Below are 21,468 nucleotides of genomic sequence, written 5' to 3'. Positions count from 1 at the left end.
GCCCAGGACATCTCACGACGCCCGCCGCTCAGGCCGACACGACCTCCGACGCGTCTGTGCGCACCCGTTCGGCCCGCTGACCACGTATCCCGATCACCGCCGCACCCACGCAGGCCAGCGCGACCACGACCACGAACCACGGGAAGATCGCGGCCATCCCCCACCGCGTCGCGGCCCATCCCGCGAGCACCGTCGGCAACGCCATCGCCGAATAGCCCAGCAAGTAGTACGCCGACATCGTCTCCCCGCGCCGATGCGGCGGCACGACGTCGGACAGATGCCGCAGCGAGCCGCCGAATCCGAGCCCGAACGTCACGCCCAGCAACACCCCGGCCACCAGGACCAGCACCCAATTGCGGGTCGCGAGTGCGGGAATCGTCAGCAGCAGCGTCACGGCCATTCCCAGATCACCGCCGATGGCCGCCCGCCGCGCCGGAATCCCGGTCGCGAACAACTGCGCGAGCGCACCGGCCGTCGCGGTGGCGGCCACCACCGCGCCGCCGAAGATCAGGTTGTGCACACCGGTTTTCGCCGAGGCCAGCGCCGGATACAGCGACAGCAGCACGCCCAGCACCGACCAGGCCGCCATCACACCCAGCGCCGAGAACCAGAAGTCGGCTCGAATCTCCTGCGGCACAGCTGGTTTCGCGATGCGGACGCGTCCGGGCACGCGCGCGGTGTGCGGTTCGCGCATGACCAGCACACCGATCCCGATCAGCAGGCACAGCACCGTGATCACCAGATACGGCGTGCGCAGCGGATGCGGCACGTACTGCGCCAGCGCGGCCGAACCCAGAATCGCCACGGCCATACCGACATTGAAGGACACCCCGCTGAGCTGCCCGGTCCGCGCGCCGTGTGCGGGCCGCAGGTCCAGCAGCGCGGCGGCGCCGGCCACCACCATCGATCCCACCGCGAGCCCGTGTAATGCCCTGGCCAGCAACAGCATTGCCACGTTGTCCGCGAAGACGAACACCACCAGTCCGAGGATCATGGTCCCGATCGCCCCGAGCAGCACGGGTTTTCGGCCGATCACATCGGAGATGCGCCCGGACACCAGCACCGCCGCCAGTGCCGCGACCGCGTAGACCGCGAACACGATCGTGGTGGTGAACGACGAGAAGTGCCACTGCTTCTGATACAGCCCGTACAGCGGTGCGGGCGCCCCGGACACCCCGAGCGCCACCCCCGTGGCCAGCAGTATCAATGCGTACGCCCAGGATTGAACGACCCCTTTCGCAGGGATCGGGGCTGCCGCCGTGGTCGCTGCCATATCTCGCTCCCCATCAGGTAAGTTTGATTACGATCGAACTCAACGACAGTCGGCGCGGTTTGATTCCCATCAAACCTGAAGTGAGGTGGGTCATGGCGAATACGGCAGCAACCGTGGAGTCCTTCCCGGTCGGCTCGGTTCAGGACGTGCTGGCCGCGCTCCAGGACCCGGTACGCCTGGAAATGGTGCGCCGCCTGGCCAACGCCGGCACCGCCCAACGCTGCGGCGCCCTCTACGACACGATCAACAAATCCACCGCCACCCACCACCTGAAAACCCTCCGCGAAGCCGGCCTGACCGAACGCATCGTCGACGAGGGCCAGGTCTACGCCCGCCTACGCCGCACCGAAGTCGACACCGAACTCCCCGGCCTACTCGACCCGATCATCGCCGCCGCCAACCGCGCACACACGAAGTAATCGCCCCGGCACACCCGCCGATCACCGGACACACCGACCAATCCCGGGCACACCAGCCGGGCCCCGGTACACCGGTTCGCCCCCGGGAATACGTGCGACCACCGAGCCGCACACACCGGCGTATCTCCGAGCACACCGACTGATCACCGCACACTCCAGCCAATCGCCGTATGCGCTAGCCGCTCACCGCGCACCCCGGCCATCACCGTGCGCACCAGTTGATCACTGCGCAATCCAGCCGATCACCGGGCACACCAGCTCATCTGCGAGCCCGCCGACTCGTCACCGGGCACACGGCCAATCATTGTGCGCCCGAACTGATCACCATGCACCCCGACCGATCAACGGGCGCGCAGTCCGTCGAGTACGAAACCCAGCGACCGTTGCCAGCCTGTCGTCTCGACGCCGTCGCCCAGCAGCGATAACGCCCAGATCAGGTTGACCACGTCGATGTCGGTGGCGTCCGCGCGCAGTACTCCGTCGCGGCGCGCGCGGTCCAGCACGGCCGACAACCCGGACATCCCGCGCGAACACGCCTGGACCAGCTGTGCCGCGGCCGGATGATCGCCGGTGAATGCCTCGAACAGGGCTCGGTCCGTGGTGAACCGGCTGAGCATGTTCTCGATGTATCCGGTCAGCGCGAGCCACGAATCCGGTTCGGCCGTCGCCTGTTCGGCGAATTGCATCAGTTCGGCGACCCGCTGTGGGACCAGTGCGTCGATGAGCGCGTCGCGGTTCGGGAAGTGGTTGTAGAGCGTGCCGATGCTGACCTGCGCACGGCGCGCGATCTCCTCGAGTGAGCCGGACAGCCCCTGCTCGGTGAACACCGCCGCGGCCTCGTGCAGCAGCCGCTCGCGGTTGCGGGCCGCATCGCGGCGCATCGGTCGGGACACGGCATCATCATACAAAACTTGAGGAGCCCCTCACCCTAGTGCTAACCTCCGAAATTGAGGGGGGCCTCAATATTTTGGAGACACCATGACGAACACCGCACGTACCGCCGTGATCTTCGGCGTCGGACCGGGCCTGGGCATGTCCATGGCCCGCCGATTCGGCCGCGAGGGTTACCGGATCGCCCTGATCTCGCGCAGCGACACCCGGCACGGCGACTACCTGGCCGAGCTGTCGGCGCTGGACATCGAGGCGACCGCGCACACCGCGGACGTCACCGACCTGGATCAGCTCACCGCGGTCCTGGCGGAGATCGCCGCGTCCGGCGATATCGAATTCGTGTACTACGGCCCGACCACCGGTCGGCCGGTACCGATCACCGAGGTCGACGTGCGGACCGCGCAGGCCGGATTCGAGCTGCTCTGGCCGGTGATCCAGGTGGTCGACACGGTGCTGCCGGGCATGCTCGAACGCGGCGCGGGCGGGTTCATCATCTCGGGCGGCCTGTCCAGCGTCCGCCCGATGCCGATGCTGGGTCAGCTCGCCCTCGTCGTCGCGGCGCTGCGCAACTACGCGCTCACCCTCCATCCCGCGCTGGCCGAACAGGGCGTCTACGCGGGCACGCTCACCATCGGCGGCCTGATCGAACGCGGCGACATCCACGCCGCGATGACCGCCGATCCCGCGACTTCCGTTGCGGTACAGGAACATACGCTCGATCCGGACGAGGTCGCCGACACCGCCTGGGAGATGTACCAGAAGCGGGATCGCGCGGAGACGATCTTCGACGCCCTCGGCAGCTGAACACCACAACATCCGGAAACAGCCGAGGCCGTGACCTGATCGGATCGGTCACGGCCTCGAACGGCACACGGATCAGGCCATGCCGAACGCGCGCAGCACCTGCCACCACCAGTCGGGCGGGTAGCCACCGAGCGGATACGACGGCGCGCGCTGGTCGTCCCGATAGCCGTTCGGCGGGTAATAGGAGTGGTGCCACTGATTCTGCGGCGGAATCGTCCGCTGCGGCTGTTGCTGTTGTTGCTGCTGATGTTGTTGTTGCGGCTGCTGCTGCGTCTGCCCACCGGGCTGCTGCCCCGGAGCCGCAGAGGCGGTGGCTTCGAGCCCGATGAACGGGACAGCGACCAGAGCCGCCGTCGCTATGGTCTTCGCCGCGATTCCACGAAGACGTCCTTGTCGGAGACTGGCCATGTACAACCCTTTCCTTGCGGACCCACCGGCCCGTAACGGCTGGATTCATTTGGTTTCACACCGATCACGCACGGGTATACCGCAAACCATCGGGAAATGTCGAATACCCCGGCAAATAATTCAGCGGAAACCTCGCAATCCTCGCGAAATTCAGCCACTCTCCCCCTTTCGCGACCATTGTCCGTCCCCGGTCGAATTGCGGCGGTGATCGATGGTCGCAGCGTGCCGCGGGGTCGGGCCGCGAAAGTCTCGCCGATCGTCTACCCGACTTCACCACCGAGTTCATCCGAACCCTCGGCCGTGAGTCCGTCGTATCCACCCGAATCCGCCGGATCATTTCCGTGGTCGATGATCGGACGCTCGTGCCACAGCAGGTCGCTCATATCATTGCGCGCGTTGAAGATCAGATTGAGATGACCGCCCTGGACCACGACGGCCGGAGCCTCCCAGGCATAACCGCCCGGATACTCGTTCTCGCTCCAGCCATCCGGCCCCAGCGCGGACAACAGCAGACCACCGGTGCCATGCCGGAGATAGCCGAGATATCCATTGGTCGCCGAACCCGCCGCTGCCACACCGGGAGTCGCGGCGATATCCGTCCGGTGCCGGTTGCGTACCCACGTGCCGGAGCGGGGCCCGTCGGGTTCGCGATAGATCATGTCGACCATCGCACGATCCTCACCGCTCGAGGCGAAGACCAGATGCAATTCATCACCGACGACGAACAATGCCGGTGTGCCCCACATACTCTCGACGCCGCACCGGACCGGCCTACCCCAGCCGCGATTCGCGTCCCACGTCGTGAACCACAGTCGGTCGTAATCCTGGTCGTCACCGTAGACGCAGAACAGCCGCCCGCGATGAGCCGCCAGCGCGGGCGCGGCATGGGCCCGCCGAACCAACCCGGACCGCTGCCCCCATTCACGCCCGGCATCGTCGTATCGATAGTGCACCAGATCGCCACTGTCCCCGGCGGATTCGATCACCACTGCATGCAGCACACCATCCAACTCGGCCAGCCGCGGCGAGCCCACCACCGTCAACTCCGGATCCGCGGAGAACAAACTCGGCGCACACCACCCCGCCTGACCACCACTGCCGTAGTACAGCCTGTCATCACTCTTGCGCACGAACAGACACCACATATCCCCCCGATGAACCGCCACCCCCGGCGTGAACCTGGTCCCGAAGGGCGTCCCCCTGTCGTCCCGGGGAAATACGATGTCCCGATTCGTCCATCGCACGATCTCCACCGAGAACACCGCCGCACCGTCGCCCTCCCCCGGCTCCTCGTCATCCTCGTCATCCTCGTCATCCTCGTCATCCTCGAACGACTCTGCGACACAGGCTCTCTCGACCCACGGCTGCCAGAACGCACGAAACGCCGCCGCATTGCCTTCGGACAGATCGATCTCGTAATCCTCCCCCTCGAACGAGAACTCGACCGTACTCACCGCCTCGGACTCCCCGTCGTAGTCATCGAGCCACTCGACACTCACCCGCCTGGCCATCTCACCCTCCACATTCCCGCCCGACCCTGCCCGTGCGCTCACCATAGCCACCCCCACCGACAAGTACGACCGAATACCCTCCCACCTCGGAATATCAACCAGCACTACAGGTTCCGCCAGCAGCCGCACACACCGATCCGCAGCGGCCTGAGGGCCGGCAGTCGTGGTGACTCTGGTCTTCACCGAATGGGCAACCCGTCCGGCACGCAGAGTGCGGTGGGTGCACCGTCACCGGCATCGCCCACGCGAAGGATAATCACTTCCCACGGTGAGGAATTACCGGCGGCAATTAGTAAACTGCTCGACCGTCGAGGATGGACACGGTACTTTGCAGAACACTAGGTCTCTGTATGTGAGACCAGGGAGGAAACGCATCGCAATGACCTATGGTCAGCCGAACGGACCTGTCGAACCTGGTAATCAGGGCAGCGGAACACCGTACCCGAATCTCGCACAGTATCAACCGATATCACCGGAGGGGGCTCCGCCACGGTATTTTGGATGGGCACTGGCGATAACGATCATCGGAGTGGTTCCATTCTGCAGCCCGATCAGCGTAGTGGCGGGAGTCGTTGCGCTCGTATATTCCGGTCAGGTGCGACAGAAATGGATCTCGGGCGATATCCAAGGAGCCCTTTCAGCATCCCGTAAGACGAAAATATGGGCTATTGTCGCGACCGTTGTCGAGGCGCTCCTCGTCGTGTCCGTCATAATCTATATTCTTGTGTCCTCTATTCAGGGCACGAGTTCCTGAATCCGGACGGAAAGTCGTGGCCGGTGACCGGTCCCGGAAGACCAACCCGCAGTGCGGGATTCGAGGTCTTCCGGGACGGTGATCAGTCCGCCAGTCGACGTACTGCGACCGGGAGGTCGCGGGCGCGGCGATACGGGCCCGCCACCGACACGGCGAAGGGCCGCGACAGCAGGGTGCGGGCTACCGCGGAGACTTCGGCCGTGGTGACCGAATCTATGCGGGTGAGGGTTTCCGAGACGCTGCGGTGATTGCCGTAGCTGAGTTCACTGCGGCCGATGCGGTTCATCCGGGAACCCGAATCCTCCAGTCCCAGAACCAAACCGCCGCGCAGCGAGCCCTTGGCGCGAGCACACTCGGCGTCGGTGATCCCGTCCGCGGCAACCTCTTCCAGCACATCACGCGCCAAAGCGGCCACCTGGCCCAGGTTTTCGGGCTGACACCCCAGGTACACCGAGAACGCGCCGGTGTCGGCGAAGGTGTCGACGCTGGAATACACCGAGTACGCCAGGCCGCGTTCCTCGCGGATGCGCTGGAACAGTCGCGAGGACAGACCGCCGCCCAGCACCGTGTTCAACACCGACAGCGGCCAGCGCTTCTCCCCTTCGTGCCGCCCGAACGCGCGCACCCCGAACACCAGATGCGCCTGCTCGCTGTCCCGGTACATCCACTGCAACTGCGGCGGCGTATGCGTGCGGAACCGCCCCTCGCGGCGCGGCGCGGGCTCACACGCCGGATCCAGCCGGGCCGCGAACGCCCGCCGCACCAACTCCACCGTGTGCTCGTGCTCGACATTCCCGGCCACCGCCACAACCATCCGCTCCGGACGGTAGCGACGCTGATGGAATCCACGCAGCTGATTCGCGGTCATCGATTCGATCGACTCGATCGTGCCGATCACCGGCCGCCCCACCGGATGATCGCCGAACAGCGCGGTCAGGAACGCGTCCCCGACCATGTCCTCGGGATCGTCGTCGCGCATCGAGATCTCCTCGAGCACCACCTGCCGCTCCACGTTCACGTCCTCGGCCCGGCACAGCCCGTTCAGCACCACATCGGAGACCAGATCCACCGCCAGCGGCAGATCCTCGTCCAGCACGTGCGCGTAGTAGCAGGTCTGTTCCTTCGCGGTGAAGGCGTTCAACTCGCCGCCGACCGCGTCCACGGCCTGCGCGATATCCAGCGCTGTCCGCGTCGGCGTCGCCTTGAACAGCAGGTGTTCCAGGAAATGCGCGGCACCGGCCACGGTCGGGCCCTCGTCGCGCGAACCCACACCGACCCATACACCGACCGACGCCGACCGCACCCCGGGCACATGTTCGGTGACCACCCGCAGCCCGCCCGGCAGCACGGTGCGCCGCACCCCGCTGTCGCCGGGGGCGGCCGTCTTCAGCAGAGACGAACCCCCCTGCTCGCCGTTCACGAGCAAGGGGGTCGAAAGCGCTGCCGCGTTTTTCTTCGTCACACCAGAGTTTTTACTCGGCACCGGCCTCGACCGCAGCACTCTCTTCGGCGGCGGGGGCCGCGGCGGCGTCTTCCTCTTCCACCGGGACGAGGGAGATCTTGCCGCGGTTGTCGATGTCCGCGATCTCCACGCGCAGCTTGTCGCCGACGTTCACCACGTCCTCGACCTTGCCCACGCGCTTGCCGTTGCCCAGCTTGGAGATGTGCACCAGACCGTCGCGGCCCGGCAGCAGCGAGACGAACGCGCCGAAGGCGGTGGTCTTCACGACCGTGCCCAGGAAACGCTCGCCGACCTTCGGCAGCTGCGGGTTCGCGATCGCGTTGATCGCGTCGATCGCGGCCTGCGCCGACGGGCCGTCGGTCGCGCCGACGAACACGGTGCCGTCGTCCTCGATGGAGATGTTGGCGCCGGTGTCCTCGGTGATCTGGTTGATCACCTTGCCCTTGGGTCCGATCACCTCGCCGATCTTGTCGACCGGGATCTTGATCGCGGTGACGCGCGGGGCGTAGGGGCTCATCTCGTCCGGGCTGGCGATGGCCTCGGCCATCACGTCCAGGATGGTCAGGCGCGCGTCGCGAGCCTGGTTCAACGCACCCGCGAGCACCTTCGAGGGGATGCCGTCGAGCTTGGTGTCCAGCTGCAACGCGGTGACGAAGTCCCGGGTGCCCGCGCACTTGAAGTCCATGTCGCCGAAGGCATCCTCGGCGCCGAGGATGTCGGTCAGCGCGACGTAGCGGGTCTCGGTCTTGCCCGACTCGTCGGTGACCTCGTCGGACACCAGACCCATCGCGATGCCCGCGACCGGGGACTTCAGCGGCACACCGGCGTTCAGCAGCGACAGGGTCGAGGCGCAGACCGAACCCATCGAGGTGGAACCGTTGGAGCCCAACGCCTCCGAGACCTGACGGATCGCGTACGGGAACTCCTCCTGCGAGGGCAACACCGGAATCAGCGCGCGCTCGGCGAGAGCTCCGTGCCCGATCTCGCGACGCTTCGGCGAACCGACGCGACCGGTCTCACCGGTGGAGAACGGCGGGAAGTTGTAGTGGTGCATGTAGCGCTTGCTGGTCTCCGGGCCGAGCGAATCGACCTGCTGCGCCATCTTCACCATGTCGAGAGTGGTGACGCCCAGGATCTGGGTCTCGCCACGCTCGAACAGCGCCGAACCGTGCGCCCGCGGCACCACCGCGACCTCGGCCGACAGCGCGCGGATATCCGCCAGCCCACGACCGTCGATGCGGAAACCGTCGGCCAGGATGCGCTGGCGCACAAGCTTTTTGGTGACCGAGCGGAATGCCGCGCCGATCTCCTTCTCGCGGCCCTCGAAGGTCTCGGCCAGCTCGGACAGCACCGCGAGCTTGATCTCGTCGGTCTTCTCGTCGCGCTCCTGCTTGCCCGCGATGGACAGCGCCTCGTTCAGCTCACGCTTGGCGGTGTTCTCGACGACGGTGTAGACGTCCTCGCCGTACGGCGGGAACAGCGGGAACTCCTCGGTGGGCTTGGCGGCCAACGTCGCCAGGTCCTGCTGCGCGCGGCACAGCCGGGCGATGAACGGCTTGGCCGCCTCGAGCCCTTCCGCCACAACGGTTTCCGTGGGAGCCTGCGCCCCCTCCTCGACCAGCGCGATGACCTTCTCGGTGGCCTCGGCCTCGACCATCATGATCGCGACGTCACCCTCGACGACCCGGCCCGCGACGACCATGTCGAACACGGCGTCCTCGAGCTGCTCGACGGTCGGGAACGCGACCCACTGGCCCTCGATCAGCGCGACGCGCACGCCGCCGACCGGACCGGAGAACGGCAGACCGGAGATCTGCGTCGACGCCGAGGCCGCGTTGATCGCGACCACGTCGTACAGGTCCTTGGGATCCAGCGACATGACCGTCACCACGACCTGGATCTCGTTGCGCAGACCGTCCACGAAGGACGGACGCAGCGGCCGGTCGATCAGGCGGCAGGTCAGGATCGCGTCGGTGGAGGGGCGGCCCTCGCGACGGAAGAACGAGCCGGGGATGCGACCCGCGGCGTACATGCGCTCCTCGACGTCCACCGTCAGCGGGAAGAAATCGAACTGGTCCTTGGGGTGCTTACCGGCCGTGGTGGCCGACAGCAGCATGGTCTCGTCGTCCAGGTAGGCCACGACCGAACCGGCGGCCTGCTTGGCGAGGCGTCCGGTCTCGAACCGGACGGTGCGGGTCCCGAAGGCCCCGTTATCGATCAGCGCGACCGATTCGAACACACCCGGTTCGACCTCGACGGCCGAGCTCACTGTGTCTGTCATGTTCTCTTCTCAACCTCTCGTCTTCGCCGGATCCAGCGCACGTGAGCGCGATCCGGCTGTGTGGTCCCGCAGCCATATCCCCGGCTGCGGGATCGGCCGTACCCAGGTTTGGGCGCGCGGCAACCCTCCTGGTTGCTGCGCGCACACCCGACCGGTTCCCCCTTGGAAGCGGCGACGCGGCGGCCATCGATCGAAGCCCCACGGCGGAGTCGTCTCCTGCCGAAAGGCCACTACCGAGGACCGACGCCACGCGGACGGGCGCATACGGCATGTGGCAACGACCGTGCCGAGAACCCGAAGGTCCGCATACACGACCAGCCGACGGGGAGATTGTAAGCCTCCCCGTCGGCTGCCTTGTCAACTGCCTCACGGTGTCGCTGCGGAAACCGGACGATTCCCGCCACCGGAATCCGGTGTCAGCGACGCAGACCCAGGCGCTCGATCAGCGAACGGTAACGCTGGATGTCCTTGGCCTGCAAGTACTTCGACAGGCGACGACGACGACCGATCAGGGCCAGCAGGCCGTGCCGGGTGTGGTGGTCGTGCTTGTGCACCTTCAGGTGCTCGGTGAGGTCGGAGATCCGCTTGGACAGCAGCGCGATCTGGGCCTCCGGCGAACCGGTGTCCGTCTCGTGCAGGCCGTACTCCTTGAGGATGGCCGACTTCTGCTCGGTGGTCAGAGCCACGAATCACTCCTGATGTTTCAGTCCGCGCTCGAAGGACCGGGACGAATCCCGGGCGGGCGCCGCCGCGAACCACAGCAAACCCGACGAGCCAGCCTACCGGATCACCTGCGACGATCCGAAATCGGCGGTCGTCGGCGTCGACGCGGGTGAATCCGGCACCGCTCCTGCTCGGTGACTACCGTTCGGGTTCGGCGAGCAGTTCGCGGGTGCGGTCGACGTCGCGGGCGATCTCGGCGGTGAGTTCGTCGATCGAGGCGAACGCCTGCATCGGACGCAGGTGCTCGACGAAATCGACCGCGACGTGCTGTCCGTACAGATCGGCGTCGGTGTCCAGCACGAACGCCTCGACCGTGCGGGTGCGTCCGGAGAAGGTCGGATTGGTGCCGACCGAGATCGCCGCCATCATGCGTTTACCGGGCTGGTTGGTGCCGACGACCGCGCCGGGGGTCAGGACGGTGAACCATCCGGCGTACACGCCGTCGGCGGGGATGGCCGCGTGCATGGGCGGGGCCACGTTGGCGGTCGGGTAACCGAGGTCCCGCCCGCGACCGTCGCCGTGCACGATGACGCCCTCGAGTCGATGTGGCCGGCCCAGCGCGTCGGCCGCCGCGGCCATGTCACCGGCGTCGACGCAGGCGCGAATGTAGGTGGAGGAGAACGTGACCGCGTGCTCGCCGACGAGTTTGACCCCGTCGACCTCGAAACCGAAACGCCCGCCGAGTTCCTGCATGGTCGCCACGGTGCCCGCGGCCTTCTTGCCGAAGGTGAAGTTGTCACCCACCACGACCTCGCGCACGTGCAACTTCTCGACCAGCAGATCGTGCACGTAGCGCGACGGGGTGAGCTTCATGAACTCGTGGGTGAAGGGCATCACGCAGAACACGTCGACGCCGAGTTCCTCGACCAGATCCGCGCGCCGGGTCAGCGTGGTCAGCTGCGCGGGGTGCGAGCCCGGCCGGACCACCTCCATCGGGTGCGGATCGAAAGTCATGAGCACCGACGGAACACCGCGCACGGCCGCGGATTTCACGGCGCGGCCGATCAACTGGGCATGACCGCGGTGCACACCGTCGAACACCCCGATGGTCAGGACACAACGGCCCCAGTCAGCGGGCATCTCCTCGAGACTTCGCCATCTCTGCACACACCGCAGCCTAGTCACGCCCGGTCGGGACGGGCATTCCGCGGTGTGGATGTTCACAGCCGCGCAGGGCGTAGCTCCGGCGGGCGTCACGCTCACGTCATCTGCCCGGGGATCGCCTCCGCCCGCAAACGCACCCGCACCGCCCCGGAGCTCTCCGGCTCGGTCGTTGCGACCTGCCCGGCTAAGCTCGATATGTGCCCGGAAAACGAGATATCGCCACCCGACGTGAGCTCGTCGACCCCGCCGCGACGCCGGTGTCCCCCGATTCCGCGCACACCTCCGGGGCGGGCGCGGGCGGCAGTATCGCGCCGGTGCTGTCCTCGGTCGCACAGGACTATCTCAAGGTCATCTGGACCGCGCAGGAATGGTCTCCGCAGGAGAAGGTGACGACCAAACTGCTCGCCGAACGCATCGGCGTCTCCGCGTCCACGGTGTCCGAGGCGGTACGCAAACTCGCCGATCAGGGCCTGGTCGAACATGCCCGCTACGGGGCGATCACGTTGACCGAGGCGGGCCGCCGCGCCGCGATCACCATGGTGCGCCGCCACCGCCTCATCGAGACGTTCCTGGTGAACGAGCTCGGTTACGGCTGGGACGAGGTGCACGACGAGGCCGAGGTGCTCGAACACGCGGTCTCCGAAACGCTGATGGAACGTATCGACACCAAACTCGGCCACCCCGACCGTGATCCGCACGGCGACCCGATCCCGTCGGTGGACGGCGCGGTCCCGACCCCACCCGCGCGGCAGCTCAGCGACTTCCAAGCAGGTGAAAACGGCCGGGTGGCAAGGATTTCCGACTTCGATCCGGCGATGCTGCGGTATTTCGATTCGGTCGGCATCGCGCTGGACACCCCGATCGAGGTGGTGGAGCGCCGCGATTTCGCGGGCACCATCGCGGTGCGGATCGGGGATCAGACGGTGGATCTGGGTAGTCCCGCGGCCGAGGCCATCTGGGTCACGCGCTGAGCCGGTCGCTACGGGCCGAGTTGATCCACGGGATCAGTCGAGTTTCATACAACTCGTAGTGCCCGACGGACAGATCAATTCGACGAATTTCGGCGACTGCCCGGGCAGTAGTCGCAGGATCGGAATCGGTTTGTCTTTCGGGTTGCCGTTCTCCGGATCGAAGGAGATCTTGCCGCTCGCTCCGCCGATGGCGTACCGATTGTTCATCAGCTTGAGGAATTGCGCGACCTCCTCGGCACTCACCGTAAGACTGTTCTGCCCCAACGCTTTACGGACGACCGCCGCCGCCGCTGCCACCGCGTCGTGACCGATGATCGCCACGCCGTCGTCCAGGCTCTCGGTCGGGAACAGATCCTTGAAACACCGGTCGCACGGATGCACGGGATCCGGTCCGCGATCGGTGAAGTCCGCGACGACAGTCCCATCGAAGGCCTGCGGGATCGCGGTCCAGGCCGCCGGGTGCGCCAATCCGGTGAACAGGACCTCGACCCCGTTACCGAGCGCACCTTTGATCGTATCGTCGCCGACACCGCGCAACGACAGATCGTCGCCGGTCATCACCGTGTACTTCTGCTCCGGACACGGTCGCCCGGCCAGTGCTTGGATCAGCACCCTGGCCTCCCTCGCGCGCCCGGCGAAATAGATGACGTCGGGGTGGAACCCGCAGATCTGCGCACCCATCTGGGACAGGAGATTGTCCGCCCCGGCGGTCCGGGACAGGTAGGTCTCGGGCCCGATCACCGTGTGGCCGAGTTCGGTGAACTGATCCCGGAACGCGTTCGCAAGCGTGCTCGGATAGTGGTCGCTGGGTTCCTGATCCTCCACCAGCACCGCGCGCTGCTTACCCTGGCGGTCCAGATATTGCGCCGCGGCCTGGGCCTGCTCGGAATTCGTGGGCGATACCCGCGCGAAACCGCGGATACTGCCGATGTCGTCGGCGGTGAGGGTGGAGCCGAAGACCGGGATACCCGCGTCGATCAGCCCGTGGATGGCGTCCACGGCCGTGTTCAGACTCAGGCCGATCCCGGTCACCGCGACGATGCGCTGATCGGTCCGCTCGCGTTCGATCTCCTGGACCGCCGGACGCCACTGTTGCAGTCCACTACCCGGATTGGCCAGCAGCACACGGATTTTCGGAGTGTTGCCGAGCCAGAAACCGCGATTCGCCTCGCGCTGCGCGACCACCGCGCCCTCGAGTTGGTGTTGCACCCATGCGACGGTGACCTCGTCGTCGGCGGACAACGTCATCGGCAGCATCACGACCAAGCTGACATACGCGTCGTTCGAGGCGAGCACCGAGCGGTTCTCGTCCCGGATCAACGTCTCCACCGTGGCCAGCGCCGGATCGAAGAGGAACGAACCATCGGTCACGCCAACGCATTCCCCGCGCGGAGGTTCCTGACGCACCCCGTCGGCACATCGCTTCGCGGCGGATACCACCGCGGGCACCAGCACGAACGCCGCCACCAACGCCAGCACCACCACCACGACCCCGGCACTCGTCCACACCCATCGCCGCCACGCCGGTGGTGGCGGCGAAATCGGTTGTGTCACAGTACTCATCGGTATCGCTCCGCCCGCTCGTACAGCAGCATCGCGCCGCGGCCACGTCCCTTGGCCAGCTGCCGGAACTCGCCGTCGATGGACGCGTACAGGCTCTGTTCGGGATCGCCCAGCGGATCGTTCGTCACCCACAGGGCCGCGACCAGCCAGGCCAGGCTCGCATCCAGTTCGTCCGCCTGCTCGCCGACCAGTTCGCGCACCTGATCGATGGGGGCGTCGTCGGGCGGCAGGCGGTTCGGCGCGGAGGTGATCAGATCCAGTTCCGCGAGCCATTCCCGCGCCAGCAGCACATCGAATTCGGCCCCGTCGGTGTCGAACGCCTGCCGCAGGTAGGCGACCGTGGCGGCGATATTGCCCAGGGCCAGATCGTGATACAGCGCCGCGGCGTCCTGACCGTCGCGCTGATACACCTCGCGGCACAGCGTATGTGTGCGGGTCCAGTTGCGTGGATCGGACAGCTCGCGGGCAGCCAAGGCGCGCAACAGGATTCGACGCAGCCACGGATGCAGTTCGAAGTCGGGATCGTCGCCGGGACGTTCCCGGATCCACAGATCGTTCCGCAACGCCTCGAGCACGGCCTCGCCGTTGGGCGCGGCCGAATCGAGGATCTCGGGATGGTAGAGCACATCCATGTTGCGGGCCGCGCTGGCGGTGATCAGATCCCGCAGATCGGTGGGCTCGGTGAAGTCCTGGAGTACCTGTTCCTCGCTGTGCATTCCGACGGTGTCGGGCAGCGAATTCGGATCCGTCCAGACCTGTTGCGGCACCGGGTAATCGAAGATCCGCCGCAGCGTGTCCGGCGGTTCCACCCGCGCGGCCGCGGCCAGTACGTCCACCACCGCGCCGGGATGTCCGCCGGTCAGTCTGCTGACGAACTCGGTCAGTTTGGTCCGGCGATGGATACCGAAGTCTCCGGCCAGATCGACCACGTCCGGCGTGGGCAGATGGCTGATGTCCAGCAGATACCAAGGGCTCCACGGGGATTCGTCGAAATTGCCGTGCCGCCAATCCTCGTCGACCGCACCCGGCGGACGCGGCGGCGGCCAGTCCAGTCCGCCGGTGCGATGCGTATCGGGCCGACGGCTCTCGTCATCGATGGATCCGCCCGGCCGATGCCAGCTCACGCCCCAGTACCGGATCCAGCTGCGACTGGTCGCGAACACCAGCAGCGGATCGGGATCGGCCGCGCGCGCCCGCATCTGTTGCAGCGTGTACAGGAAACGCTGCCCGCCCGGCGTGTGCACATTGTCCAGCAGCACAGCGCAATCCAGCGTCCGACGACTGCGATTGAACCCCGAGTACGCGCGGCGCAGATCGGCCAGGAACGCCTCGCAGAAGATGGCGTCCGCATCGGCCTGCTCGTTCGCGTCGCCGTCGTGCGCCCACTTCGCGATATCGATCAGCGCGTCCTCGGGTTTACCCCTTGTGGTGGAGAGTTTGTCGATGGGCCGCAGCATGCGCCAGCGATCGATCCGGCCCATACCGCGCAGCAGCCAATCCGTGGCCGGGGCCGCCCACCCGGGCAGGCTCTGACCGCTGGCCACCTCGCCGGCGAATTCCACCAGTTCGATGACCGCCTGCCGGTTCTGCTCGATCGGCTGATTGCGCGCGAGGATACCGCGCAACTGCGCCAGCGCCTGGCGGCGGTCACCGGCGTTGATGTGCACCGAACTGCCGACCACCAGCAGGCACAGCCACAAGTCGGGGAAGGCGATCCGGCCGAACTGCGGCACCGCCTTGCTGAGCCCGAAGGCCAACTGGCCCAGGGCTTCCCGCGTGCCGATATCGTCTCGTTCGAAATCCAGGTAGACGTGCGGAATCCGTTCACACCGGCGCTGCACCTCGCGCAGCAGCGCGGTCTTACCGGTGCCGCGCGGGCCCAGCGCCACCACGATCGGCAGGGACCGGCTGCGACGATCCGGCCGGGCGAGCAACTGTTCGAGCAGCCATCCGGTGACCGAGCGGAAGCCCGAATGATGCGCCGTGCCGATGGTCATATCCCCCCTCGGTCCACCCCGAGTCCGCCGCGAAGTTGGGTTCGGTTCACCCACCATAACGAGACAGTTGTGTTGCGACGGTGGTGTTCTCACGATCTCAATATTTGCCGCGAGGATGCGGGGACCCGGTCGAAGGCGGGAAATCCGCTGCGCCGCCGGTGAATCGGCGGTATCGCTCGCCACCGCCGGTCACCCGAACCATATTCGGGTGACCGGCGGTGGTCGTATCCGAGACAGTGTCCGGCAGGCCCGTAGGCAGCCACCGAACACCATCAGGTATTCGGTGCAGCGGATGGGATGGATCTGCCGTATTTTGGCCCCATGTCCACACCCGACCGTGAAGTCAGCGTGTTTCCCGCATGGTTGTCCCGCATCCAGACCCGGTACATGAATCCGGCGGTGCGGCCGCTCGCCCCGTATCTGCCGGGGTTCGCCGTCGTCGAACATCGCGGCCGCAAGTCCGGCCGGGAGTATTCGACGCCGGTCAACGCGTTCCGTTTCGACGGCAAACTGTGCGTCGCGCTGGGACACGGCCGCACCGACTGGGCGAAGAACGTCCTCGCCGCCGGAACCGCCGAGGTGCGGATACTCGGGCGTCGGCGGCGAATCGTGAATCCCCGCATCGTCGACCGCGAGGAGGCCGGTCCCGGACTGCCGTTGGCCGCGCGCGTGGTCGGTGGCCGGGTCAAGCTGTTCGTGGCCGATTTCGCGACCGACTGAGCGGGTCGTCGGAGCGGCGGCACCGACTCCCGCCGACAAGCTGCTCCGCGCTGTCCCTCCCGCTGGTCCCGGACGCACCGTCCGGGCGCGGCGATCTCGGCGGCCCGAATCAGCGACCAGCTCAGGGAATCAAGCTGACCGCGCGTTCCGCGATCGCGGAGCCGACTTCGGTGGTTGTGCTGGTGCCGCCCAGATCCGGGGTGCGGATGACACCCTCGGCCAGCACCTCGCACACCGCGCGGTCGATCGCGGCCGCGGCCTCGCGTTCGCCCAGATGATCGAGCATCATTGCGGCAGCGAGGATCTGGGCGACCGGGTTGGCGATGCCCTGCCCGGCGATATCGGGTGCGCTGCCGTGCACGGCCTCGAACATCGAGGGTGTGTCGCGCTGCGGGTTGATATTGCCCGAGGGGGCCAGCCCGAGACCGCCGGTGACCGCGGCGGCCAGGTCGGACAGGATGTCGCCGAACAGATTCGAGCCGACGATGACGTCCAGCCGGTCGGGATGCAACACGATCTCCGCGGCCAGCGCGTCGACGTGCATCTGCCGGGTCCGCACGGCCGGGAATTCGGTGGAGATACGCTCGAAGACGCTGTCCCAGTACGGCATCGAGTGGATCAGCCCGTTGGATTTGGTGGCCGAGCACAGCCGTCCACCCCGCGCGGCGGCCTGCTCGAAGGCGTACCGGATGATGCGCTCGCAGCCCGCGCGGGTGAACACCGATTCCTGGAGCACGAACTCCTCCGGGCGGCCCGGATTGTGAATACCGCCGATCTCGGAGTACTCGCCCTCGGAGTTCTCCCGGACGATCAGAATGTCCAGATCCTCGGCGCTGCGATCACGCAACGCCGATTCGGTGCCGGGCAGCAGTCGCACCGGACGCAGATTCACGTACTGACCGAACGCGCGGCGCAGCGGAATCAGCAAGCCCCACAGGGAAATATGGTCCGGCACCCCCGGAAAACCCACCGCGCCCAACAGGATCGCGTTGAATCCGGCGAGCCGGACCGGACCATCCGGCGGCATCATCGACCCGGTACGCAGATAGTTCTCGCACGACCAGTCGAATTCGGTCCATTCGATACCGGGCAGGACCGCGTCCACCACCCGCACGGCCTCGGTGGTCACGTCGACCCCGATGCCGTCACCAGGGATGGTCGCGATTCGGTAGGTGCTCAACGGATCTCCCTCACAGTGTGCTTCGTCGTCTCGAACGCGATGCTCAGATCTTCACGCCGATGTACTTGGTCTCCAGGAATTCGTCGATCCCGGTGAAGCCGCCCTCGCGGCCCAGGCCGGACTCCTTCACCCCGCCGAACGGCGCCGCGGGGTTGGAGATCACGCCCTGATTCAGTCCTACCAGACCGGTTTCCAGCGCCTCACTCACCCGCAGTCCGCGCCGCAGGCTCTCGGTGTAGACGTAACCGATCAGGCCGTAGGGGGTGTCATTGGCGCGTTCGACGGCCTCGGCCTCGGTGTCGAACGCGGTCAGCGCGGCCACCGGACCGAAGATTTCGGTGTGACACATCGCCGCCTCGTCCGGGACGCCGGTGAGAACCGTTGCGGGATAGAAGTTTCCGGGCCGATCCGCGGACTCGCCGCCGAGCAGTACCGTCGCGCCGCGCTGTTTCGCATCGGCCACCAACTCGGTCACCTTCGTCACCGCGTCGGTATCGATGAGCGGGCCGACCACCGCGTCCGGTTCGGTGCCGCGCCCCATCGGCAGCGCGGCCATGCGCTCGGTCAGGCGGCGGGCGAAGTCGTCGATCACACTGCGCTGCACCAGGATTCGATTCGCGGCGGTACAGGTCTGGCCGATGTTGCGCATCTTCGCCGCGAGCAGCCCCTCCACCGCCTCGTCCAGATCGGCGTCCTCGAACACGACGAACGGCGCGTTGCCGCCGAGTTCCATCGAGGTGCGCATGACGGTGCGGGCGCACTGTTCGAGCAGGATCTTGCCGACGGCGGTGGAGCCGGTGAAGGAGAGTTTGCGCGAACGCTCGTCCAGGATCATCGGCGTCATCAGCGCGGCGGGATCCGAGGTGGTCACGACGTTGACCACGCCCGCGGGCAGTCCGGCGCGGACCAGGATCTCGGCCAGGGCCAGCATGGACAGCGGGGTCTGCTCGGCGGGTTTGACCACGCAGGTGCAGCCCGCGGCCAGCGCCGGGCCGATCTTGCGGGTGCCCATGGCGAGCGGGAAGTTCCACGGGGTGATGAGCAGGCTCGGGCCGACCGGCTGCCGGGTGATCAGGAAGCGCGAACCGCCGGCGGGCGCGGGCATGTAGCCGCCGTCCAGGCGCACGGCCTCCTCGGCGAACCAGCGGAAGAACTCTGCGGCATAAGCGATTTCGCCGCGCGCCTCGCTCAGCGGCTTGCCCATCTCGAGGGTCATGATCAGCGCGAGACGCTCGGTCTCCGCGAGCAGCAGGCGGTAGGCGCGCATGAGCAGATCGCTGCGTTCGCGCGGCGCGGCGCTCGCCCAACCGGCCTGCGCGTCGGCGGCGGCGGTGAGGGCGTCGAGACCGTCGGCGGGGGACGCGTCGGCGACCTCGCAGAGCACCCTGCCCGTCGCGGGGTCCTCGACGGGCAGGCGGGCGGCGGTCTCGCGCCAGACGCCGCCGATGAACAGCCCCGTCGGGACGCTGTCGATGGCCAGGCGTTCGGTCTCGTTCACGCTCTCGCTGGTGTGCGTCACTGCCCCACTCCTCGATCCCCGCAGACCATTGCTGCGGCCCTGCCCGCCATGATATTCATATTGTCAACAATCCGACAATAGACAATCGCGACTTCCTGAGGCGGTTCACCATGTCCGAACTCTCGCCCGTCCTCAAACAAGCCACTCCCGTCACGGTCGATCACGGGGAAGGGTGCTATCTCTACGGCACCGACGGCCGCCGCTATCTCGACTTCACCGCGGGCATCGGGGTCACCAGCACCGGCCACTGCCATCCGCGCGTGGTCGAGGCCGCCCGTGCGCAGATCGGTAGCCTGATTCACGGCCAGTACACGACGGTCATGCACCGGCCGCTGCTCGAACTCACCGCGAAACTGGGCGCGGTGCTACCCGAGGGATTGAATTCGCTGTTCTTCGCAAACTCAGGCAGTGAGGCGATCGAGGCCGCGCTGCGACTGGTCCGGCAAGCCACGGGGCGGCCGAATGTCATTGTGTTCCATGGTGGTTTCCACGGCCGGACCGTCGCCGCGGCCACCATGACGACCTCGGGCACCCGGTTCTCGGGCGGGTTCAGCCCGCTGATGGGCGGGGTGCACGTCGCACCGTTCCCGACCGCGTATCGATATGGCTGGTCCGAGGAACAGGCCACGGAATTCGCACTGCGCGAACTGGATTACCTGTTCCAGACGCTGAGTGCCCCGGCCGAGACCGCGGCGTTCTTCGTGGAGCCGGTACTCGGCGAGGGCGGCTACATCCCGGGGAACACCGCGTTCTTCCAGGGTTTGCGCGAGCGCGCGGACCGGCACGGCATCCTGCTGGTGTTCGACGAGATCCAGACCGGATTCGGGCGCACCGGAAAGTTCTTCGGGCATCAGCACTTCGGCGTGCGCCCCGATGTGATCACCATCGCCAAGGGGCTGGCCAGCGGGTTCCCACTCTCGGGTATCGCCGCGTCGGAGGAGTTGATGACCAAGGCGTGGCCGGGTTCGCAGGGCGGCACCTACGGCGGCAACGCCGTGGCCTGCGCCGCCGCCGTCGCGACGCTCGAGGTCATCGAATCCGAAGGGCTGGTGGACAACGCGGCGGTGCGGGGGCGTCAACTGATCGAGGGCGTCCGCAAGACGGCCACCGCCGCGGTCGGCGACGTGCGCGGCCTGGGTCTGCTGGTCGGATCCGAATTCACCACGGCCGCAGGCGAACCCGATACCGCCACCGCGTCCGCCGCCCAGCGCCTCGCCGCCGAGAAGGGGCTACTGCTACTGACCTGCGGCGCGTACAGCAATGTCGTGCGGATGATTCCGCCGCTGGTGGTGTCCGAAAGCCAGATCGACGACGCGCTGTCCCTGTGGTCCGACGTCCTCGACGAAATCTAGGAGACCCCATGCCCCGCTACCTCACCATCACCCTGACCAAGGCCGGAATCTCCTGCCGCGCACGACTTCTCGACGACGAAGCGCCCCTCACCTGCGCCGCGGTCTGGGACGCTCTCCCGCAGGAGGGCGACGCCTTCCACGCCAAGTACGCCCGCAACGAGGTCTACACCCTCGTCCCCCGCATCACCGCCGCCCCGCACCGCGAAAACCCCACCGTCACACCGATTCCCGGCGACGTCTGCCTCTTCGACTTCGAACCCTGGGAAATCGGCAACCCCGCCTACGGCTACGAACCCGGCTCCGAAGCCCACCACGCCCAGGGCGCAACGGATCTCGCACTCTTCTACGGCCGCAACAACCTGTTGATCAACGGCGATCAGGGCTGGGTCCCCGGCAATGTCTTCGCCACGATCGAGACGGGTCTGTCCGATCTTGCCACCGCCTGCAACAACCTGTGGCTGCGTGGCGTCGAGGGTGAAACCCTGTCCTTCACCCGCGCGCAATAGCGAATCCCGGAAGCCCGGTCCGGCCGATCA

The 21,468-nt window shown here is 66.9% G+C and carries 19 protein-coding genes; 7 read left to right on the top strand and 12 right to left on the bottom strand.

From position 1 onward, the window contains the following. Nucleotides 1–28: 28 nt before the first annotated feature. Nucleotides 29–1,273 (bottom strand): MFS transporter, encoded by a 1,245-nt coding sequence (locus NRB20_RS08540; protein WP_153409247.1) that lies wholly within the window; start codon nucleotides 1,271–1,273, stop codon nucleotides 29–31. A 92-nt stretch (nucleotides 1,274–1,365) separates the two neighbouring features. Between NRB20_RS08540 and NRB20_RS08535 the strand changes: the two genes are divergently transcribed. Then, complete coding sequence (locus tag NRB20_RS08535) at nucleotides 1,366–1,692, top strand: ArsR/SmtB family transcription factor (protein WP_153409245.1); 327 nt, start codon at nucleotides 1,366–1,368, stop codon at nucleotides 1,690–1,692. A gap of 341 nt (nucleotides 1,693–2,033) precedes the next feature. Here the strand turns inward: NRB20_RS08535 and NRB20_RS08530 are convergent, their stop codons facing one another. After that, nucleotides 2,034–2,585: a TetR/AcrR family transcriptional regulator gene (locus NRB20_RS08530; RefSeq protein WP_319944632.1), complete on the bottom strand. Its 552-nt coding sequence runs from the start codon at nucleotides 2,583–2,585 to the stop codon at nucleotides 2,034–2,036. Nucleotides 2,586–2,670: 85 nt separating this feature from the next. On the opposite strand from NRB20_RS08530, the gene NRB20_RS08525 reads away from it, so the two are divergent. Then, nucleotides 2,671–3,387 carry an SDR family NAD(P)-dependent oxidoreductase gene (locus NRB20_RS08525; protein ID WP_153409244.1) on the top strand — a complete coding sequence of 239 codons (717 nt, stop codon included), beginning with the start codon at nucleotides 2,671–2,673 and terminating at the stop codon, nucleotides 3,385–3,387. A 72-nt stretch (nucleotides 3,388–3,459) separates the two neighbouring features. Here NRB20_RS08525 and NRB20_RS08520 read toward each other — a convergent pair whose 3' ends face one another. Beyond that, nucleotides 3,460–3,795, bottom strand: a complete 336-nt coding sequence (locus NRB20_RS08520; RefSeq protein ID WP_153409242.1) for a hypothetical protein — start codon at nucleotides 3,793–3,795, stop codon at nucleotides 3,460–3,462. A 260-nt stretch (nucleotides 3,796–4,055) separates the two neighbouring features. Then, the gene (locus tag NRB20_RS08515) at nucleotides 4,056–5,306 is read right to left on the bottom strand and encodes an Lsr2 dimerization domain-containing protein (protein ID WP_153409241.1); all 1,251 of its coding nucleotides are present in this window, start codon (nucleotides 5,304–5,306) and stop codon (nucleotides 4,056–4,058) included. A gap of 379 nt (nucleotides 5,307–5,685) precedes the next feature. Between NRB20_RS08515 and NRB20_RS39525 the strand changes: the two genes are divergently transcribed. Further along, nucleotides 5,686–6,060 (top strand): CD225/dispanin family protein, encoded by a 375-nt coding sequence (locus NRB20_RS39525; RefSeq protein WP_153409239.1) that lies wholly within the window; start codon nucleotides 5,686–5,688, stop codon nucleotides 6,058–6,060. 82 nt (nucleotides 6,061–6,142) lie between these two features. Here NRB20_RS39525 and NRB20_RS08505 read toward each other — a convergent pair whose 3' ends face one another. The 4 genes from NRB20_RS08505 to NRB20_RS08490 form a co-directional block, all read right to left on the bottom strand. Further along, on the bottom strand, nucleotides 6,143–7,480 hold the full coding sequence (locus NRB20_RS08505) for a M16 family metallopeptidase (RefSeq protein WP_319944705.1): 1,338 nt from the start codon (nucleotides 7,478–7,480) through the stop codon (nucleotides 6,143–6,145). A 52-nt stretch (nucleotides 7,481–7,532) separates the two neighbouring features. Further along, complete coding sequence (locus NRB20_RS08500; protein WP_153409237.1) at nucleotides 7,533–9,803, bottom strand: polyribonucleotide nucleotidyltransferase; 2,271 nt, start codon at nucleotides 9,801–9,803, stop codon at nucleotides 7,533–7,535. A gap of 416 nt (nucleotides 9,804–10,219) precedes the next feature. Further along, entirely contained in the window at nucleotides 10,220–10,489 is a 270-nt protein-coding gene (rpsO, locus tag NRB20_RS08495) for a 30S ribosomal protein S15 (protein ID WP_040825746.1), read from the bottom strand. A 175-nt stretch (nucleotides 10,490–10,664) separates the two neighbouring features. Next, entirely contained in the window at nucleotides 10,665–11,633 is a 969-nt protein-coding gene (locus NRB20_RS08490) for a bifunctional riboflavin kinase/FAD synthetase (protein ID WP_319944631.1), read from the bottom strand. Nucleotides 11,634–11,887: 254 nt separating this feature from the next. Between NRB20_RS08490 and NRB20_RS08485 the strand changes: the two genes are divergently transcribed. Then, complete coding sequence (locus NRB20_RS08485) at nucleotides 11,888–12,601, top strand: metal-dependent transcriptional regulator (protein WP_406603803.1); 714 nt, start codon at nucleotides 11,888–11,890, stop codon at nucleotides 12,599–12,601. A gap of 33 nt (nucleotides 12,602–12,634) precedes the next feature. Here the strand turns inward: NRB20_RS08485 and NRB20_RS08480 are convergent, their stop codons facing one another. Together NRB20_RS08480 and NRB20_RS08475 are read right to left on the bottom strand one after the other, a co-directional pair. Continuing rightward, complete coding sequence (locus NRB20_RS08480; protein ID WP_153409235.1) at nucleotides 12,635–14,164, bottom strand: ABC transporter substrate-binding protein; 1,530 nt, start codon at nucleotides 14,162–14,164, stop codon at nucleotides 12,635–12,637. Then, complete coding sequence (locus tag NRB20_RS08475) at nucleotides 14,161–16,161, bottom strand: ATP-binding protein (RefSeq protein ID WP_153409233.1); 2,001 nt, start codon at nucleotides 16,159–16,161, stop codon at nucleotides 14,161–14,163. The genes NRB20_RS08480 and NRB20_RS08475 overlap by 4 nt, the downstream gene beginning before the upstream one ends. 321 nt (nucleotides 16,162–16,482) lie before the next feature. Between NRB20_RS08475 and NRB20_RS08470 the strand changes: the two genes are divergently transcribed. Beyond that, nucleotides 16,483–16,881 carry a nitroreductase family deazaflavin-dependent oxidoreductase gene (locus NRB20_RS08470; protein ID WP_153409231.1) on the top strand — a complete coding sequence of 133 codons (399 nt, stop codon included), beginning with the start codon at nucleotides 16,483–16,485 and terminating at the stop codon, nucleotides 16,879–16,881. A 121-nt stretch (nucleotides 16,882–17,002) separates the two neighbouring features. Here NRB20_RS08470 and NRB20_RS08465 read toward each other — a convergent pair whose 3' ends face one another. Both NRB20_RS08465 and NRB20_RS08460 read right to left on the bottom strand, forming a co-directional pair. After that, a complete protein-coding gene (locus NRB20_RS08465) occupies nucleotides 17,003–18,061 on the bottom strand; it encodes a tartrate dehydrogenase (RefSeq protein ID WP_153409229.1) in 1,059 nt (352 codons plus the stop codon). A gap of 43 nt (nucleotides 18,062–18,104) precedes the next feature. Continuing rightward, the gene (locus NRB20_RS08460) at nucleotides 18,105–19,514 is read right to left on the bottom strand and encodes an NAD-dependent succinate-semialdehyde dehydrogenase (protein ID WP_227833369.1); all 1,410 of its coding nucleotides are present in this window, start codon (nucleotides 19,512–19,514) and stop codon (nucleotides 18,105–18,107) included. A 176-nt stretch (nucleotides 19,515–19,690) separates the two neighbouring features. Here NRB20_RS08460 and NRB20_RS08455 point away from each other — a divergent pair, with 176 nt between their 5' ends. Continuing rightward, entirely contained in the window at nucleotides 19,691–20,932 is a 1,242-nt protein-coding gene (locus NRB20_RS08455; protein ID WP_153409227.1) for an aspartate aminotransferase family protein, read from the top strand. 8 nt (nucleotides 20,933–20,940) lie between these two features. Continuing rightward, a complete protein-coding gene (locus NRB20_RS08450; protein ID WP_153409226.1) occupies nucleotides 20,941–21,438 on the top strand; it encodes a DUF3830 family protein in 498 nt (165 codons plus the stop codon). Nucleotides 21,439–21,468: the final 30 nt, after the last annotated feature.

The sequence above is a fragment of the Nocardia macrotermitis genome (assembly GCF_009604405.1).
Classification (GTDB): domain Bacteria; phylum Actinomycetota; class Actinomycetes; order Mycobacteriales; family Mycobacteriaceae; genus Nocardia; species Nocardia macrotermitis.
The sequence above is the reverse complement of the archived record's forward strand: the minus strand, read 5'-3'. Positions and strand labels throughout refer to the sequence as shown.

What these genes read in the sequence shown, in the direction of transcription:
- NRB20_RS08540 (WP_153409247.1), bottom strand. Translation starts at nt 1,273, where the DNA reads ATGGCAGCGACCACGGCGGCAGCCCCGATCCCTGCGAAAGGGGTCGTT.
- NRB20_RS08535 (WP_153409245.1), top strand. Translation starts at nt 1,366, where the DNA reads ATGGCGAATACGGCAGCAACCGTGGAGTCCTTCCCGGTCGGCTCGGTT.
- NRB20_RS08525 (WP_153409244.1), top strand. Translation starts at nt 2,671, where the DNA reads ATGACGAACACCGCACGTACCGCCGTGATCTTCGGCGTCGGACCGGGC.
- NRB20_RS08520 (WP_153409242.1), bottom strand. Translation starts at nt 3,795, where the DNA reads ATGGCCAGTCTCCGACAAGGACGTCTTCGTGGAATCGCGGCGAAGACC.
- NRB20_RS08515 (WP_153409241.1), bottom strand. Translation starts at nt 5,306, where the DNA reads ATGGCCAGGCGGGTGAGTGTCGAGTGGCTCGATGACTACGACGGGGAG.
- NRB20_RS39525 (WP_153409239.1), top strand. Translation starts at nt 5,686, where the DNA reads ATGACCTATGGTCAGCCGAACGGACCTGTCGAACCTGGTAATCAGGGC.
- NRB20_RS08500 (WP_153409237.1), bottom strand. Translation starts at nt 9,803, where the DNA reads ATGACAGACACAGTGAGCTCGGCCGTCGAGGTCGAACCGGGTGTGTTC.
- NRB20_RS08480 (WP_153409235.1), bottom strand. Translation starts at nt 14,164, where the DNA reads ATGAGTACTGTGACACAACCGATTTCGCCGCCACCACCGGCGTGGCGG.
- NRB20_RS08475 (WP_153409233.1), bottom strand. Translation starts at nt 16,161, where the DNA reads ATGACCATCGGCACGGCGCATCATTCGGGCTTCCGCTCGGTCACCGGA.
- NRB20_RS08470 (WP_153409231.1), top strand. Translation starts at nt 16,483, where the DNA reads ATGTCCACACCCGACCGTGAAGTCAGCGTGTTTCCCGCATGGTTGTCC.
- NRB20_RS08455 (WP_153409227.1), top strand. Translation starts at nt 19,691, where the DNA reads ATGTCCGAACTCTCGCCCGTCCTCAAACAAGCCACTCCCGTCACGGTC.
- NRB20_RS08450 (WP_153409226.1), top strand. Translation starts at nt 20,941, where the DNA reads ATGCCCCGCTACCTCACCATCACCCTGACCAAGGCCGGAATCTCCTGC.